16 protein-coding genes are annotated in these 14,681 nt (G+C 40.3%); 11 read left to right on the forward strand and 5 right to left on the reverse strand.

The features are described 5' to 3' along the window. The first annotated feature begins 10 nt into the window (after positions 1–10). Positions 11–709 (forward strand): 3D domain-containing protein, encoded by a 699-nt coding sequence (locus NON16_RS13080; RefSeq protein ID WP_257349601.1) that lies wholly within the window; start codon positions 11–13, stop codon positions 707–709. Between the two features lie 147 nt (positions 710–856). Here NON16_RS13080 and NON16_RS13085 read toward each other — a convergent pair whose 3' ends face one another. Both NON16_RS13085 and NON16_RS13090 read right to left on the reverse strand, forming a co-directional pair. Beyond that, complete coding sequence (locus tag NON16_RS13085) at positions 857–1,675, reverse strand: cobalamin-binding protein (protein ID WP_257349603.1); 819 nt, start codon at positions 1,673–1,675, stop codon at positions 857–859. A gap of 16 nt (positions 1,676–1,691) precedes the next feature. Next, positions 1,692–2,189: a divergent PAP2 family protein gene (locus NON16_RS13090; protein WP_308216609.1), complete on the reverse strand. Its 498-nt coding sequence runs from the start codon at positions 2,187–2,189 to the stop codon at positions 1,692–1,694. A gap of 87 nt (positions 2,190–2,276) precedes the next feature. Here NON16_RS13090 and NON16_RS13095 point away from each other — a divergent pair, with 87 nt between their 5' ends. The 3 genes from NON16_RS13095 (at position 2,277) to NON16_RS13105 (ending at position 5,802) form a co-directional block, all read left to right on the forward strand. Further along, on the forward strand, positions 2,277–2,663 hold the full coding sequence (locus NON16_RS13095; protein WP_257349606.1) for a DUF309 domain-containing protein: 387 nt from the start codon (positions 2,277–2,279) through the stop codon (positions 2,661–2,663). Between the two features lie 102 nt (positions 2,664–2,765). Further along, positions 2,766–4,271 (forward strand): leucyl aminopeptidase, encoded by a 1,506-nt coding sequence (locus NON16_RS13100; protein ID WP_257349608.1) that lies wholly within the window; start codon positions 2,766–2,768, stop codon positions 4,269–4,271. A gap of 208 nt (positions 4,272–4,479) precedes the next feature. After that, complete coding sequence (locus NON16_RS13105) at positions 4,480–5,802, forward strand: Na+/H+ antiporter family protein (RefSeq protein WP_257349611.1); 1,323 nt, start codon at positions 4,480–4,482, stop codon at positions 5,800–5,802. Between the two features lie 161 nt (positions 5,803–5,963). Here NON16_RS13105 and NON16_RS13110 read toward each other — a convergent pair whose 3' ends face one another. Continuing rightward, positions 5,964–7,148, reverse strand: a complete 1,185-nt coding sequence (locus NON16_RS13110) for a CapA family protein (protein ID WP_257349612.1) — start codon at positions 7,146–7,148, stop codon at positions 5,964–5,966. Between the two features lie 99 nt (positions 7,149–7,247). Between NON16_RS13110 and NON16_RS13115 the strand changes: the two genes are divergently transcribed. Continuing rightward, the gene (locus NON16_RS13115; protein WP_257349614.1) at positions 7,248–7,541 is read left to right on the forward strand and encodes a hypothetical protein; all 294 of its coding nucleotides are present in this window, start codon (positions 7,248–7,250) and stop codon (positions 7,539–7,541) included. A 79-nt stretch (positions 7,542–7,620) separates the two neighbouring features. On the opposite strand, the gene NON16_RS13120 is transcribed toward NON16_RS13115, so the two are convergent. After that, entirely contained in the window at positions 7,621–8,481 is an 861-nt protein-coding gene (locus NON16_RS13120) for an alpha/beta fold hydrolase (RefSeq protein ID WP_257349616.1), read from the reverse strand. Between the two features lie 172 nt (positions 8,482–8,653). Here NON16_RS13120 and NON16_RS25480 point away from each other — a divergent pair, with 172 nt between their 5' ends. The 6 genes from NON16_RS25480 to yugI all read left to right on the forward strand — a co-directional run bounded on the left by NON16_RS25480 (position 8,654) and on the right by yugI (position 14,291). Continuing rightward, a complete protein-coding gene (locus NON16_RS25480) occupies positions 8,654–9,076 on the forward strand; it encodes a hypothetical protein (RefSeq protein WP_308216610.1) in 423 nt (140 codons plus the stop codon). Between the two features lie 258 nt (positions 9,077–9,334). Then, positions 9,335–9,610 (forward strand): hypothetical protein, encoded by a 276-nt coding sequence (locus NON16_RS13130; RefSeq protein WP_257349618.1) that lies wholly within the window; start codon positions 9,335–9,337, stop codon positions 9,608–9,610. Between the two features lie 88 nt (positions 9,611–9,698). Then, positions 9,699–11,081, forward strand: coding sequence for a class II fumarate hydratase (locus tag NON16_RS13135; protein WP_257349620.1), 1,383 nt, complete (start codon positions 9,699–9,701; stop codon positions 11,079–11,081). A gap of 185 nt (positions 11,082–11,266) precedes the next feature. Further along, entirely contained in the window at positions 11,267–11,422 is a 156-nt protein-coding gene (locus NON16_RS13140) for a hypothetical protein (RefSeq protein ID WP_257349621.1), read from the forward strand. 373 nt (positions 11,423–11,795) lie between these two features. Continuing rightward, on the forward strand, positions 11,796–13,706 hold the full coding sequence (asnB, locus tag NON16_RS13145) for an asparagine synthase (glutamine-hydrolyzing) (protein ID WP_257349622.1): 1,911 nt from the start codon (positions 11,796–11,798) through the stop codon (positions 13,704–13,706). 186 nt (positions 13,707–13,892) lie between these two features. Then, the gene (gene yugI / locus NON16_RS13150) at positions 13,893–14,291 is read left to right on the forward strand and encodes a S1 domain-containing post-transcriptional regulator GSP13 (protein WP_257349624.1); all 399 of its coding nucleotides are present in this window, start codon (positions 13,893–13,895) and stop codon (positions 14,289–14,291) included. Between the two features lie 98 nt (positions 14,292–14,389). Here the strand turns inward: yugI and NON16_RS13155 are convergent, their stop codons facing one another. Beyond that, a complete protein-coding gene (locus NON16_RS13155; RefSeq protein ID WP_257349627.1) occupies positions 14,390–14,620 on the reverse strand; it encodes a DUF378 domain-containing protein in 231 nt (76 codons plus the stop codon). Positions 14,621–14,681: the final 61 nt, after the last annotated feature.

Genomic DNA, 14,681 nt, shown 5'->3' on the forward strand with positions numbered 1-14,681 from the left:
GAGTGAAGAGATGCAACATTCTAAATCGATGGTCAAACGCTCTCTTATGACTTTCCTATTCGCGATTGCTTTGGTGACAACCATTGGAAAGTTATCTGGAGTTGAAGCTGCGGGAATTATACATTGGACGAATGAGAGACACATCACTATAGAGACGAAAGCATTTGATAGCGTCAAAAAGCAGACAGGCCTTATCTTTAAGTCTTTGTTAAATACAACCACTAAACCTTTGCAACTATCTTCCGAGACAATTTCACAGCCTAAAACATTGGGAGATACAGTAGATTGGGAGCAGTATAAGAAGGTGGAAGTGGTAGCCACTGGCTATACAGCTGGAATTGAGTCAACTGGTAAAACGGAAAGCCACCCTGCTTATGGAATAACAAAGTCTGGTGTTCAGGTTCGAAGGGATTTGTACTCAACGATTGCTGCAGATCCATCTGTTTTTCCAATTGGGAGTATATTGTGGATTCCGGGATACGGGTATGGAGTTGTGGCAGATACTGGGTCAGCTATTAAAAGTCACAAAATCGACCTCTATTATAAAACAGTAGAAGCTGTTTATGAAAAATGGGGGAAACAGAAGCTTGAAGTATATGTAATAAAAATGGGTGATGGCGATTTATCCGAAACCGAGTTAACTGCATTGAACGAGCAAGAATCCATGCAGGTATTCAGAGAGCAAATGTTTCCACCAAAGGATACGTAAGCTACCTGGAACGATTCTATAATATAAAAGAAGATAGAAGATAAAGGTCAGAAAGAAGTGGTTGTTTTAGATACATTTTAGCGGAAACTCCAGACATATCAACCTAATCCATATCTTCACTAAGATAGCATAAAACCCACTCCTAGATTAACCTTTAAGGAGTGGGTCTTTACTTTCGATATCAAATGCTGGGTATTTTTCAGGATGGATAATAGCCGCGACCTTTTGTAATCCAATTAAGAGTCTTGGAGAAGGTCGGCAAAAGAAAGGTTCATCTAGCACATGAACCTGTTTTTCCTGAAGTGCTTTCATTTCTCCCCATCCTGGCCGTTTCCAAACCAGATCAGGCTTTACCTTTTTCGTTTGAACGCCGACCCAGACGAGACATATATGATCTGGATCGCGATTCTTTACTGTTTCCCAGTCCGATTCAACACTAGCTTTATCAACATCCTGGAAACAATTTTCGGCACCAGCAAGGCTACTTATTTCAGTCAGCCAGTTCTTTCCACCAGGTGTGAAAACAGGCTTAGGCCACCATTCCCAATAAAGTTTTGGTCGCTCTGAAATGGTCTTCGAAATGTAGCGGTACTCTTCGATCAACTGTAAAAAATGTTCAGATGCTTTATCCCCGTGTTCTTCTCGGTCAGTCAATCTCCCTAGGGTTTTTAAATTATCAGCAATCTCTTCAAGAGAATTCGGATTAAAAACATAGTATGGAATGTTTCGTTCTTCAAGTCGTTCAACATTTTTCTCCATCCCAGGAACACTAAGAGATGCAAGAACCAGGTCAGGCTTTAAAGCTTCAACATGATCCATATCAATATCAAGGTCTAGTCCTAATCTTGGAAGTGAGTTGATCTCTTTAGGCCAATCCGAATAATTATCCACTCCGACTAGTGAAGAAACCAGACCCAAATAAGCCGTTAATTCTGTATTACTTGGGCAAATTGAAACAATGCGCATTTTCATCCTCCTGCTTCTATTTTCCTAATCCCAATCCAAAAAACAATGTTACGCTTAGTGTAATGCCTAGCAATGCGCCAAAAAATACCTCACTGGGCCGATGTCCAAGCAATTCTTTAAGCTCTAATCGTCTTTCTTCCTCATTTTTCTTAGGCCAATTCTTAATTTCTGTCGTCATCTTTTGGAAATCGCGGACAAGTCTGTTGATTACAATCGCCTGTTCTCCCGCATGCCAGCGAACACCTTTTGCATCATACATGACAATAACGCTAAAAACGACTGTCACTGCAAATAGAGGAGAACCGAGCCCTTCTACAAGTCCAATTGAAGTCGCCAAAGCTGTTACACCACTTGAATGTGAGCTCGGCATTCCTCCTGTGCTGAAAAATCGGCTCCATTCCAGCTTTCTTGTTGATATGAACATGATTGGTATTTTAATAAATTGCGCGAACAATATTGCAAAAATTGAACACAAGAGTGGAAAATTTGTAAGTAATTCGTCCAATGAGTGCAACTTCCTTTCGAGAATCGATTTATTTTAGTGTACCATATTTATAAATACCCAGTTTTGGGTTGATTTAAGCCATGGAGGGGAGATTCATTGTCTGTAAATTACCCACTTGAATATTATCAGTTTTTTGTTCATTTTAATGAAGGGGATTATTATACGTGTCACGACCTTCTTGAAGAGATATGGATGACAGACAAGCAGAATTTATTTTTAAAAGGTTTATTACAAATGTCAGTGGCGATTTACCATTATGAATATGGGAATGTAAAAGGGGCACGAATGATGTTTCGAAAGGCACACGAATATTTAAAGCCTTTTTTACCGAGATATTGGGGGCTAGACCTTTCTCAAACGATTACTTATCTCGAAGCGTGCCTGAATACAATTCCGTTAATAATCGATTCCGTACCATTCGAACGTGTTGATGAACTTCCCAAACTACCAGAATTATTTTTGTATTTGGACGTAGATGTTTAGATAATCGAAATAGTTCGATATAATAGAGAAGGTTTTAAATTAACGGTGAATGGAAAGTGCGTTAAAATTCGTAATGTCTAGGAGAAAATGAGGGGGATTTAGATGTTTACTGTACAAAGTGAATTGAATCTTAATGATAAGCTACATACGCTTTTGGTTGGTATTTTTCAAGATGATAAGAAGCCGACTGGCCTTGTAAAAGAAATCGATGGGAAGCTGAATGGTCAAGTTAAGGAGCTTTTTCTAAGTGGTGATCTTTCTGCAAAGTTAAAGAAGATAACGAAGCTTTACACGTTAGGTAGTCTTGGAGCGAAAAGAATTTATTTCGTTGGACTAGGACTGCGTAAAGATCTTACATACCGAAAAATTCGCGAAGCATTTGGAAAAGCGGCTAAAGAGTTGAAACAAAATAAACATAGTGAAGTAGCGGTTGCGCTTGATTCATTTATATCAGATCAAGTGGAAAAAGGACAAACTGCTCATGCGCTTGCCGAGGCTTTTATTACAGCAACGTATCAGTTTGAAGATTACAAAGAAAAGAAAAATGATAAACGATTTTCATTCGAGTCTGTAAACGTTTTCACGAACACAGAGGTTCAATCGATTGAAGATAGTCTGAATGAAGGGATAGCTTACGCTGCCGGAACAAATGTAGCACGTAATTTAGTGAACACTCCAGGGAATTTACTTACACCAACAGATCTTGCGGATAGTGCAGTATCAATTGCAAAAAAATATGATTTTGAATATGACGTGCTTGAGAAGGAAGATATGAAAGAACTGGGTATGGGTGCATTACTTGCGGTTAGTCAGGGTTCTGTAGAGGATCCGAAACTCATCGTTGTTAAATATAAGGCGAAAGAAAACTGGGATAATGTATTAACGTTTGTCGGAAAAGGCTTAACGTTTGATGCAGGTGGATATTCCTTAAAGCCGGCACCTAACATGCACGAAATGAAGTCTGATATGGGTGGAAGCGCAGCTGTTTTAGGTGCGATGGAAGCAGTGGGACGTTTAAAGCCTGATACGAATATCATGTTTGTTATTCCATCAAGTGAAAACCTAATCAATGGTGCAGCAATGAAACCAGGCGATGTGCTTACTTCAATGAGCGGTAAGACGATTGAAATTACGAATACGGATGCCGAAGGACGCTTGATTCTTGCCGATGCAATTACGTATGCGAAAGAGTTAGGGGCTAGCTATCTTGTAGACCTTGCAACATTAACTGGAGGTGTTGTTGTAGCACTTGGTGATATCGCAACGGGAGTTATGTCCAATGATGAAGAGTTTTTTAACTTGTTCAATGATTGTGCAGAAGAAACCGGTGAATATGTATGGCGACTACCGATGTTCGAGCCGTACACGAAGATTTTGAGAATTAGTGATGTTGCCGATTTTGTAAATTCAGCAGGTAAACTAGCCCACCCAGTTCAAGGTGGCGTATTCCTATCTGAATTTGTTGGTGATACACCATGGGTGCACATTGATATCGCTGGAACAGCTTACAGCAACAAGGCAAATGAACTTGGTCCAAAAGGTGCAACAGGCGTCATGACACGTTCACTTATTAAATTAACAGAGCGATTCGTAGCTAAATCCAACTAATAATGAGAGAGACTGCTTCGAACGGGGATGTATTTGTGTGAATTCTCCGTATACCGAGACAGTCTTTTTTTGTTTTATTGGTAAAAATAACAACTCGAGAATCCGTTGACAGTACGAAGTTTCCATGTTAAATTAATCAATATTTTACTACGTTAGTAATTTATCAGACTAAAGCAAAAGTTGTTTTTTCACAAGGGGGATATTCTTCATGAATGCGGTTATCATTGCGGTTCTAGTTATGCTTATTTTAAGTTTATTGAGAATTCAGGTTGTTCTCGCCTTAGCAATAGGGGCTCTAGTTGGCGGGTTAAGCGGTGGGTTAGGTTTCGATCAAACGATAACCGCTTTTACAGATGGATTGGGGAGCAGTGCTACTATTGCTTTAAGCTATGCACTACTTGGTGCATTTGCCCTAGGATTGTCTAGAACGGGTTTACCTGATCTACTTGTGTCCGGTGCTCTTAAAATTACTGGGAAAAAAGGTGATTCGAAAAAGAAGGCTCTATCTAAAGCCTTATTACTTTTTATCATCATTACAATATCGGTTTTTTCACAGAATTTAATTCCGATTCATATTGCATTTATTCCAATCTTAGTTCCACCGTTGCTTTTAATTTTTAATGAATTAATGATCGACCGTAGAGCTCTTGCATCTGCAATCACGTTTGGACTTACTGCTCCTTACATTTTGCTTCCTGTTGGATTTGGATTGATTTTTCATCAGATTTTGCAAGAGGAAATGGCGAAAAGTGGGTTAACGATTGATCTAGCAATGATTCCAAAGGCGATGATTTTACCTGTCGCTGGTATGGTGCTTGGTCTTCTTTTTGCTTTGTTTGTATCTTACCGGAAGTCTCGTCGTTATGAGAATGAAGAGATTGCAGATGAAAGGATGAATACGGGTCCATCGCACACAAAACAGTCAGTGGTTATTGCGGTTGTATCGATTGTGGCAACAGTCACCGTGCAGCTCATAACGGAATCTATGATTATGGGTGCTTTAACCGGTATGGTCCTTTTGTTTTTGAGTGGCTCTTTTTCGGTAAAAGAATCCGATGTCATTTTTACGGATGGTATGAAAATGATGGCCTTTATCGGATTTGTTATGATTACAGCAGCGGGGTTTGCTGAGGTGATGCGTGCGACTGGGGATGTTGAAGTGCTTGTCGAACAGACGTCTGGCTTGTTTGCCGGGAACCAGATTGTGGCAGCACTCATGATGCTGTTGGTGGGGCTAATAGTAACAATGGGAATCGGTTCTTCGTTTGCGACAATTCCGATTATCGCAACCATATTCGTCCCGCTTGCCCAGGAACTCGGATTTAGTACACTAGCAACGGTCGCGATTGTTGGGACGGCTGCTGCACTCGGTGACGCTGGGTCACCTGCGTCAGATAGTACACTAGGGCCCACAGCAGGCCTGAATGCGGATGGGCAGCACAATCACATCTGGGATACATGTGTACCGACTTTCCTACATTACAATATTCCGCTGATTCTTTTTGGATGGATCGCAGCGATAATATTATAATTGATCTTAAAACCCCATTGATGAAGGTGATCTTTCACTTCGTCAACGGGGTTTTTATCACACGTTAAGAAAGTATAAAAATACTTTCTATAGTATAAGCGCAACTAAGACGATCACCTGCGCTAAGGCTTGGCGCTAGCCAAGTTTTCTTTATATAATAATTATTGTTGCTGTTTATCATCAATATACTTAAGGTCGGGAATCATCTTCCGCATATGGGTTTTGATTTCAGTGTACATGTTTTGCTTGTCCGGTAAATTTATAAGCGGTTGAATCGTAAAGTTACGATCTACCCACGTCGGTAAAAACGATGGACTTTTTAATGTGACCTTTTCATTTTCACCTTTTACATGTTTTTCGATTTCAATCTGGACTATCCCCCCGATATCTTTATAATCCCCACGTTGACCAGACAAAAAGTTTCCAAGTGAATAAGCAACAAAGGTCCGACTGCCATCAGGTTGTTCAATCCATGCAGGTGGTTGGAGTACGTGTGGGTGATGGCCAATAATAATATCCGCCCCTGCCATTGCAACTTCATTGGCTACAAATTTTTGTTCATCATTTGGTATCCGGATGTACTCAGCACCAAAGTGCAGGCTGACAACGACGACATCTGATTTTGATTTGGCTTTTTCAATATCCGATTTAATGATATCAAGATCAATTAAGTTGACGAGGTAGGGCTTTCCTTCAGGCACCGGGATTCCATTCGTACCATATGTATAGCTGAGAAATGAAAAGACAATTTCATTTTTTTCAATCATTCGGAGTCTTGCCTTATCCTCTGGGGAACGGTAGGCACCTGTGTACATCATATCGATCGTTTCCCAATGTTCAAGGGCGTTTTGGATAGCCTTTTCACCGCGATCCAGGGTATGGTTGTTTGCGATGGTAACGATGTCAACACCAGCATCCTTCAATGCATCACCGACTTCAAACGGACTGTTGAAGGAAGGGTAGGTGGAAACACCAATCTCAGTGCCGCCAATCATCGTTTCTTGGTTGGCCATTGTAATATCAGCTGTTTTAAGATAGGGTTTAACCTTTTCGAACATCGGTCTAAAATCATATTGACCATTGCCTACTGAAGCTTTATTGTAAACCGTGTCATGGACTAAAATATCACCGATCGCCATCAGTTCTACACTAGTTGTTTTTTCGATAACAGGCGGTGGCTCGACTGGTGGAGTTTCAGGGGTTTCTTCTTGAGTCTCAGTCTCGGTTTGAGTTGATGGTCGGGCTTCAGTATTCGATTTATTTTCAAAAAATCCAAAGCTCAAAAACACCATTAAAAAAAGAATGAATGATACAATAGATAATGAGATAATTGTGACCTTTTTCATATTTAGTCCCCCTTGATTTACATTGTAAACCAAAAACCAAAATAAAATAGCAGGTAAATTTGTCGATTATCGTCGAATGGAACAAAAGAGGTGAGAATTTTGATACAAATTGGGCTAGGAGAATATTCGCATTGGGTATTTTCACAAATTAATGTTAATTTAATTGAGGAAAGTCATTGGAGAAACGTATATATAAGCTTTGAATTAGAAAAGGGCTCTATTCCTGAGGGATTATCAGATCCGTCGATTTTAGTTGTAATTGACGAAGATACAGTAATGGATATAGTGCTTCAGAACGAGGGCTGTGATTGCGAGTACAAATTGACTGATCTTGAAAAAGAACAGCTTACTAAATTATTAACGGAAAAGAAATTGCTCAACCCGACCAACTAGCTTTTATTAAGTGTCCCTTTTTGGGTTAGCAATAAAGAAAACTTGGCTAGCGCCAAGTTTTCTTTACAATGGTCACCCCCTACTTTGTTTCTGTTATAAACAAGCCAATTTCTTCACTAATTTCTTCAGGTATTTCTTCTGGTAATAAATGTCCTGCCTGTTCATAAATTTTCAACTGAGCGTTTGGTAAGTCCTTAACGAGTCTCTCCCCGACTGGTAACGGAATAATTCGATCATGCCTTCCCCATAGAAGCAAGACCGGATGACGAACTTCGCTTAGTTCCTCGGGTAACATATCCCCTTCACGATGCCGTAGTACACGAATTAACGCATAGAACATTTCTTTATCATCAAATGGTTTTCGATAGCCTTCAATGAGTTGATCGTCAATTATTTTCGGATTATGCACGACTGTTAAAAGGTTTTCTCGTACACCTTTCTTACCAATATATCTCTTTAAAATAAGGACGAAAAAAGGGAGATAAGAACAACGGACAAGTGTCGGATTTGGACGCTTTAAATACCCAGAACATCCGAGCAGGATGAACTTCTTTATACGATCAGGTGCCAATCTGCCAGCATGTAAAGCAATTTGCCCCCCCATTGAATGCCCAATAAGGATTGCGTTCTGAATCTGTAAGGCATTCATTAAATCAACAACCAATTGTCCATAATTTTTTAACGAGTAAAAAAATTTCCGTGATTTTTCACTTTGACCGAACCCCGGTAAATCGATTGCAACAATATGATACCGTTCACGTAAGAGCGGAATGAGTCGTCGAAAGCTGAAGCATGAACTCAAAAAGCCGTGAATCATTAACAGGCTTGGGGCATCATTTCTGATCTCACCATATTCTTCATAATAGACCTCAACATGCTGTACTTGAATCCTTTTTGATGGATTGACCTGTAATAGAGGTGAGGTTGTTGTTAATTCCATTCTTTAACACCCCATTTTTTGAAATAGATTGTTTTTATATTAGTTTTCCCATTCGATAAATCCTCATGTAGCCAATAATTGAAAAAAGGGCGCATTTCAACAGATATCCTCCTTCCGTTTTGCAGTGTTGGTACATATTTTATTATGAAGAACGATAAGGAGGTTTAGGGGAATGCCTCAATATTACGATAACGAAGAATTCGATTTCGAATCTAATGCGGAAACGTCTGATGCCGATCGACCATATGGCTGTTATCCAGATTATAAGCCGTGCCCTCCACCGCCGCCACCGCGGCCGCCTGGAGGTCAGCTTGCAGGAGCTCAGACTGCTCCAGCAGGTAATTTACTGTATTGTTTGCCTGTGGGTGGAAATGGTCAAGTAGCAGGAGTTCAATCACCGACGGCAGTTGCCGGTGCCCAAAGTCCATATAACATTTCACCATATGGAGGAGCTGGGGGAGCACCATTTTATCCACCTTATCCCATGTATGGCGGATACGGTGGTGGCGGTGGCTGGGTATGGGCAGTAGTTGTCATATTATTCATCCTACTGCTGATAAGCGGCGCATACTTCTGGTTTTGCCGTTACCGATAAACGGAGCTGTTACAAAAAGTGAAAAGAGCTTGATGTTGTTTCAAGCTCTTTTCACTAAACATAAGAAGTCATATACACTTGTGTTTATATGAAGGTTTTTAGTAACGAAAGGATTTGTAATCTGCTGCATTAAGCTTGGTGTTAACCATGTTTCTTTAGCCCTTTAGAAATTGGTACAAGCGCACAGATTAACGAACGAGTGTGAAACCCTAAATATGGGTAAACTGTTACATATCTATGTATTAATGGAGGTCCGGCATGCATTCTAGACATACAGTTATTTATATATGCGAAGAGTACCCAAGTGGAAATTGTTATTACTATAAAAGAGAGCTTATTACACATGATTCATGGCTCAATATAGACTCTATCGCTTGGTCCGCTCCTAGACCGATCTCCAAACGCACTTTTATCGAAAGAAAAAGAGCCGGTTATCGAACAGAACACCGGAAAATCCATCGACCACCGGCAAAAATATATCCTTTTCCCCCTGTTCGGAATGGTTATCCCGCTTTCCGTGCAACAAAATGGTAAGTAGATCCTCAGACTAATTGTTTTGAAAAACAGCTAACGTGGTATAAATCAAATAGTTGCAATTTATGGAAAGGAGCTACTGAGATTTATGGAAAAGTTTCGTATTGCAAGAGACACCCTAGGGGAAGTAAAGGTGCCAGAAAAAGCGTATTACGGAGCACAAACCCAACGTGCAGTGGAAAACTTTCCGATCAGCGGAATGCGTTTACCACGCTCTTTTATACGTGCACAGGCCATTATTAAGCGATCAGCGGCCATTGCAAATCGGGATACCAATCAATTAGAGGAAAAGAAGGCGAATGCGATCATAAAAGCATCCGAAGAAGTGATGAGTGGTCGTTTTGATAATGAATTCGTAGTCGACGCCTATCAGGCTGGTGCAGGAACTTCGCAAAATATGAACGCTAACGAAGTCATAGCATCTCGTGCATGTGAAATACTTGATGGTAAGCGTGGAGACTGGTCCATCATACATCCGAACGATCACGTAAACATGGCTCAATCTACAAATGATACGATTCATGTTGCCATTAATATCGCCATAGCCGAAGAGTTACAGCGAATATTTTATCCAGCAATAGAGAAAACAATTAAAGCATTAGAAAAAAAGGCTGAAGACTTTCATCCCTTTATAAAATCAGGGAGAACACACCTTCAGGATGCTGTACCAATGCGACTAGGCCAAGCTTTTGCTGGATATGCTCAGAGCTTGCGAAATGGGTATGACAGCGTTAAACAAGCCGAACCATTGGTGTATGAAATCGGTTTAGGTGGAAATGCCGTTGGTACCGGGATCAATGCACATGTGGAATATAGCGATAGGGCGATAATCGCGGTTGAAGAAACTACAGGTCTGCCATTTGAAAAACCAAAAAATCGGTTTAGTTTTATGCAAAATACCGGAGCAGCCATTCGTATAAGTCATGCTTTGAAAGAAGTGGCGATTCATCTCATTAAAATTTCAAGCGACTTACGTTTGTTGAGCTCAGGTCCACGAACGGGTATTGCAGAGCTTACATTACCAGCGGTTCAACCAGGGTCCTCGATTATGCCCGGAAAAGTGAATCCAGTCATTCCAGAAAACTTATATATGATTTGTTCTCAAGTTATTGGAAATGATTCCTGTGTGTCAACAGCTGGAATCGGAAGTCAACTTGAGATCAATCCGATGATGCCGATTATTGGTTACAACGTCTTACAATCAGTTACGATTCTCTCTAACGGGATGGATACCTTTACAGAGCGCTGTGTAAGGGGTATCCAAGCGAATGAGGAGCGAATGAATGAACTAATGGAAAAAAGCTTAGCACTGGCAACAGCACTAAATCCTAAGATCGGATATGAAAGGGCAGCTGAAATCGCCAAAGAGAGTTACAATAGTGGAAAAACAGTCAGAGAGCTAGTTCTTGAAAAAGGAATCGTAACCAAGGAAGAGGCTGATGAACTTCTTGATCCAGAGAAGCTGGTGTAGTGGTAAAAAGGGGAAGAGGCTAAGCTAAGTAGGCGATTATTCACTTTGATATCAAATATTTGTAATAGTATAAAGCAAGGGCCTTTAGGTCATCCCTTTAGGGACTAAGGTAATCGTCTGCTCTAAAGCTTTGCGATTGTACATATTAGAGACATTTCTGGAGCGATATAGCGTTAAAAGTAGCAATGACTGATATTCAAGGGTGTAAGAAAATCATATTTAATGAAAAACCAGCAGATTTAACAGCTGTTCTCAAAAGAATTCATCCGGAAAAATTGGAATTCGTCCGAAATGAGGATAATTCGTCTGGAAAACCTGGAATTCATCCGAACCGAGAATAATTCATCCGGAAACCATGGAATTCGTCCGAAATGAGATTAATTTCCGGAAGAACTACAGTACTTTAGCCTTTTTCTATCTCGTTTGTTCAGTCCGTAAATTCGCTACATATCCAGCCTCCTTCCCACATATTTCGAATCTTTTCACACTACCTCAGATGGTAATTTATCAAAACTTTCCACATCGACGGCATAATTTGGCAGTTGTTATCGAAACCTATATAGTAAATCGGAAATTTATGTGAACGTGTGTCGAAATTTATACGAATGCCCCTAGAATATCAAACGGGCAACCGTTATAATAAGGGGTATCAATTTTTTAAAAAATGTGGCTGGTTATATATATTCAGTCCTTTTACTATAGGAGGAAAGTCTTATGTGTGGATTTATCGGTTATATGACTGATTCGAAAAATCCGGTCGAACAACAAGAGGCTGAACAACTCAGAGAAATGACAAACTTAATCACACATAGAGGGCCTGACGATGAGGGTCATTATTATGATGAGTATGTACGGTTCGGTTTTCGCAGATTAAGCATTATCGATTTAGAAGGTGGCCATCAACCACTATCATTTGAAAATGAACGATATTGGATCATTTTTAATGGTGAAATCTATAACTATGTTGAACTTCGTGAAGGCCTTATTGAAAGTGGTTATGAATTTGAAACGCACTCGGATACGGAAGTCATTCTTGCAAGCTATGCACAAAAAGGTGTCGATGCCGTCCAGGATTTCCGTGGGATGTTCGGTTTTTTAATATGGGATAAGGAAGAAAAACAGCTTTTTGGAGCAAGAGATCCATTTGGAATTAAGCCATTCTTTTATCTGGAGGAAGATGGTGTTCTTTATTGTGGCTCGGAAAAGAAAAGCATTTTACGTACACGTGATGAGGATACGGTTGATCCTGAAGCACTTCATCATTATTTATCGTATCAATTTGTTCCTGAGCCAAAAACGATGTCTGAGGGGATTTGTAAGTTATCACCTGGCCATTATTTCGTGAAACGTCCTGGTGAGGAAATGTCGATTAAACCTTACTGGCAACCAACGTTTACTACAAAGTCAGCACCTATGGACCGTATCGTTGAAGAAATTCGTGATGTGATGAGAAACTCTGTAGAAGTACATATGCGCAGTGATGTACCTGTTGGCAGCTTTCTTTCAGGGGGGATTGACTCGAGTGCGATTGTGGCACTAGCAAGGGAGTTCAATCCAGCGATCAAAACGTTTACAGTCGGTTTTGAACGTGAAGGGTTTAGTGAAATCGATGTTGCTGTTTCTACAGCTGCAGCACTAAATGTCGAGAACATTCATTACATCGTTCAGCCTGAAGAATTCATTAACGAGTTGCCTAAAATCATCTGGCATATGGATGATCCTGTCGCGGACCCGGCAGCTATTCCACTCTATTTTGTCGCTCGTGAAGCTAGAAAGCATGTTAAGGTGGTTCTTTCAGGTGAAGGAGCAGATGAGTTATTCGGTGGATACACAATTTACAATGAGCCAAACTCACTCAGAGGGTACCAAACGTTGCCTTTAGGACTCCGAAAATGGTTAAAGCAGTTATCCACTATGATGCCAGAGGGAATGAAAGGAAAGAGCTTTATTGATCGGGGCAGCATGACGATGGAAGAGCGTTATATCGGAAATGCAAAAATGTTTACAGAGGGTGAGAAATCTAACCTTTTAACTGATTATCAGCCAGAATGGAATTATATGAATGTAACGAAGCCACTTTATGAGACCGCAGCAAACTATGAGGATGTCCACAAAATGCAGTATGTCGACATGCATACATGGTTACGCGGTGATATCCTGGTCAAAGCTGATAAAATGACGATGGCAAACTCGTTAGAGCTTCGCGTGCCTTTCCTTGATAAAGAAGTTTTCCGTGTCGCTTCACAAATTTCATCTTCAAGTACGGTTACAAACGGGACAACGAAGTATGCATTAAGGGAAGCGATGAAGGGCATTGTTCCTGACTCGGTGCTACACCGCCGTAAGCTTGGGTTTCCCGTTCCAATTCGACATTGGTTAAAGAAGGAAATGTACGATTGGGCAAAAACATTGATTCAACAAAGCCCAACAGACCGTTATTTAAATAAAGGCGTTGTTCTACAAATGCTTGAGGACCACCGAACTGGCAAACAGGATTATAGCCGTAAAATTTGGACAGTCCTTGTGTTCATGATCTGGCATCAAATTTATGTAGAGCATGTGTATGATTTCCAGCAATCTTTTCGTCAAACTGAAGCAGTTGAAAAAGAAGCAGTAACGAACTGAAAGTCTGAAGAAAACAGTAAGTGATGATGTCTAATAATCGGTTTTAATAATAGGGAAGAAGTCACGTTTTTAAGTCGATCGACACCAAAGTTAGAAGGTCTTAAGTTGGACTTCAGCCCCTTTTGTATAAAGAAGATTTGTGTGTTATACTGTTAAAGTTAAAAAATATTAGGAGTTGTTACTTGTATGAAATACGAAGTTGGAAGCACAGTTGAGGGGAAGGTTACCGGGATCAAGCCGTTCGGTGCGTTTGTTGCCTTGGATGACCAGCATCAAGGACTTGTTCATATTTCTGAGGTTTCTCACGATTACGTGAAAGATATAAATGATCACTTATCTGTGGGAGCTACAGTTGAGGTTAAAATTATGAACATCGAAGAAAATAGCGGAAAGATTTCTCTATCGATCCGTAAGACACAAGCTGCCCCTGAACCAAAACAACAACCAGCACCGCGTCCTCGTCGTAAGCGTCCAGCTCAAAACGATAACGCGCAAGGATTCAATACACTTGAAGAAAAGCTTAAGCTTTGGTTGAAAGAATCCAATGAGCGTCAAGCTCAGATCAATAAACGTTTAAAGAAATAATACGTTTTTTATGTAAAAAAGCAGCCAATTGGCTGCTTTTTTTGTTACAACACAAAAAGCGTGTTATGCACCTAAACAGGGCGCTTCCGCTTTCTTTTCTAGGTCATATCGGTACGGGGTTCGCGTTCTACCTCTTCAGATGGTTTGAAGAGTAGGGTTAAGCAATAAAGACCGCTAAGACCAATTAATCCATATACAATCCTAGAAAGTGCAGCTTCCTGTCCACCGAAAATTGCTGCTACTAAATCAAATTGGAAAAAACCAATAAGTCCCCAGTTAATGGCACCGATTATTGTTAATGCTAAAGCTGTACGTTGTAATCCGCTCATCGTAAATGCCTCCTTAATTATATAAAGAATCTACTTCCTTCTTATTTTGGAAAATTATCCT

This window comes from Pseudalkalibacillus decolorationis (assembly GCF_024609785.1).
In the GTDB taxonomy this organism is placed as follows: Bacteria; Bacillota; Bacilli; order Bacillales; family Fictibacillaceae; genus Pseudalkalibacillus; species Pseudalkalibacillus decolorationis.

Excerpts from the sequence above, each read along its gene's own strand:
- NON16_RS13135 (WP_257349620.1), top strand. The coding sequence starts at position 9,699 with ATGGAAAAGTTTCGTATTGCAAGAGACACCCTAGGGGAAGTAAAGGTG.
- NON16_RS13130 (WP_257349618.1), top strand. The coding sequence starts at position 9,335 with ATGCATTCTAGACATACAGTTATTTATATATGCGAAGAGTACCCAAGT.
- NON16_RS13100 (WP_257349608.1), top strand. The coding sequence starts at position 2,766 with ATGTTTACTGTACAAAGTGAATTGAATCTTAATGATAAGCTACATACG.
- asnB (WP_257349622.1), top strand. The coding sequence starts at position 11,796 with ATGTGTGGATTTATCGGTTATATGACTGATTCGAAAAATCCGGTCGAA.
- NON16_RS13105 (WP_257349611.1), top strand. The coding sequence starts at position 4,480 with ATGAATGCGGTTATCATTGCGGTTCTAGTTATGCTTATTTTAAGTTTA.
- NON16_RS13120 (WP_257349616.1), bottom strand. The coding sequence starts at position 8,481 with ATGGAATTAACAACAACCTCACCTCTATTACAGGTCAATCCATCAAAA.
- NON16_RS13140 (WP_257349621.1), top strand. The coding sequence starts at position 11,267 with ATGACTGATATTCAAGGGTGTAAGAAAATCATATTTAATGAAAAACCA.
- NON16_RS13080 (WP_257349601.1), top strand. The coding sequence starts at position 11 with ATGCAACATTCTAAATCGATGGTCAAACGCTCTCTTATGACTTTCCTA.
- NON16_RS13110 (WP_257349612.1), bottom strand. The coding sequence starts at position 7,148 with ATGAAAAAGGTCACAATTATCTCATTATCTATTGTATCATTCATTCTT.
- NON16_RS13085 (WP_257349603.1), bottom strand. The coding sequence starts at position 1,675 with ATGCGCATTGTTTCAATTTGCCCAAGTAATACAGAATTAACGGCTTAT.
- NON16_RS13155 (WP_257349627.1), bottom strand. The coding sequence starts at position 14,620 with ATGAGCGGATTACAACGTACAGCTTTAGCATTAACAATAATCGGTGCC.
- NON16_RS25480 (WP_308216610.1), top strand. The coding sequence starts at position 8,654 with ATGCCTCAATATTACGATAACGAAGAATTCGATTTCGAATCTAATGCG.
- yugI (WP_257349624.1), top strand. The coding sequence starts at position 13,893 with ATGAAATACGAAGTTGGAAGCACAGTTGAGGGGAAGGTTACCGGGATC.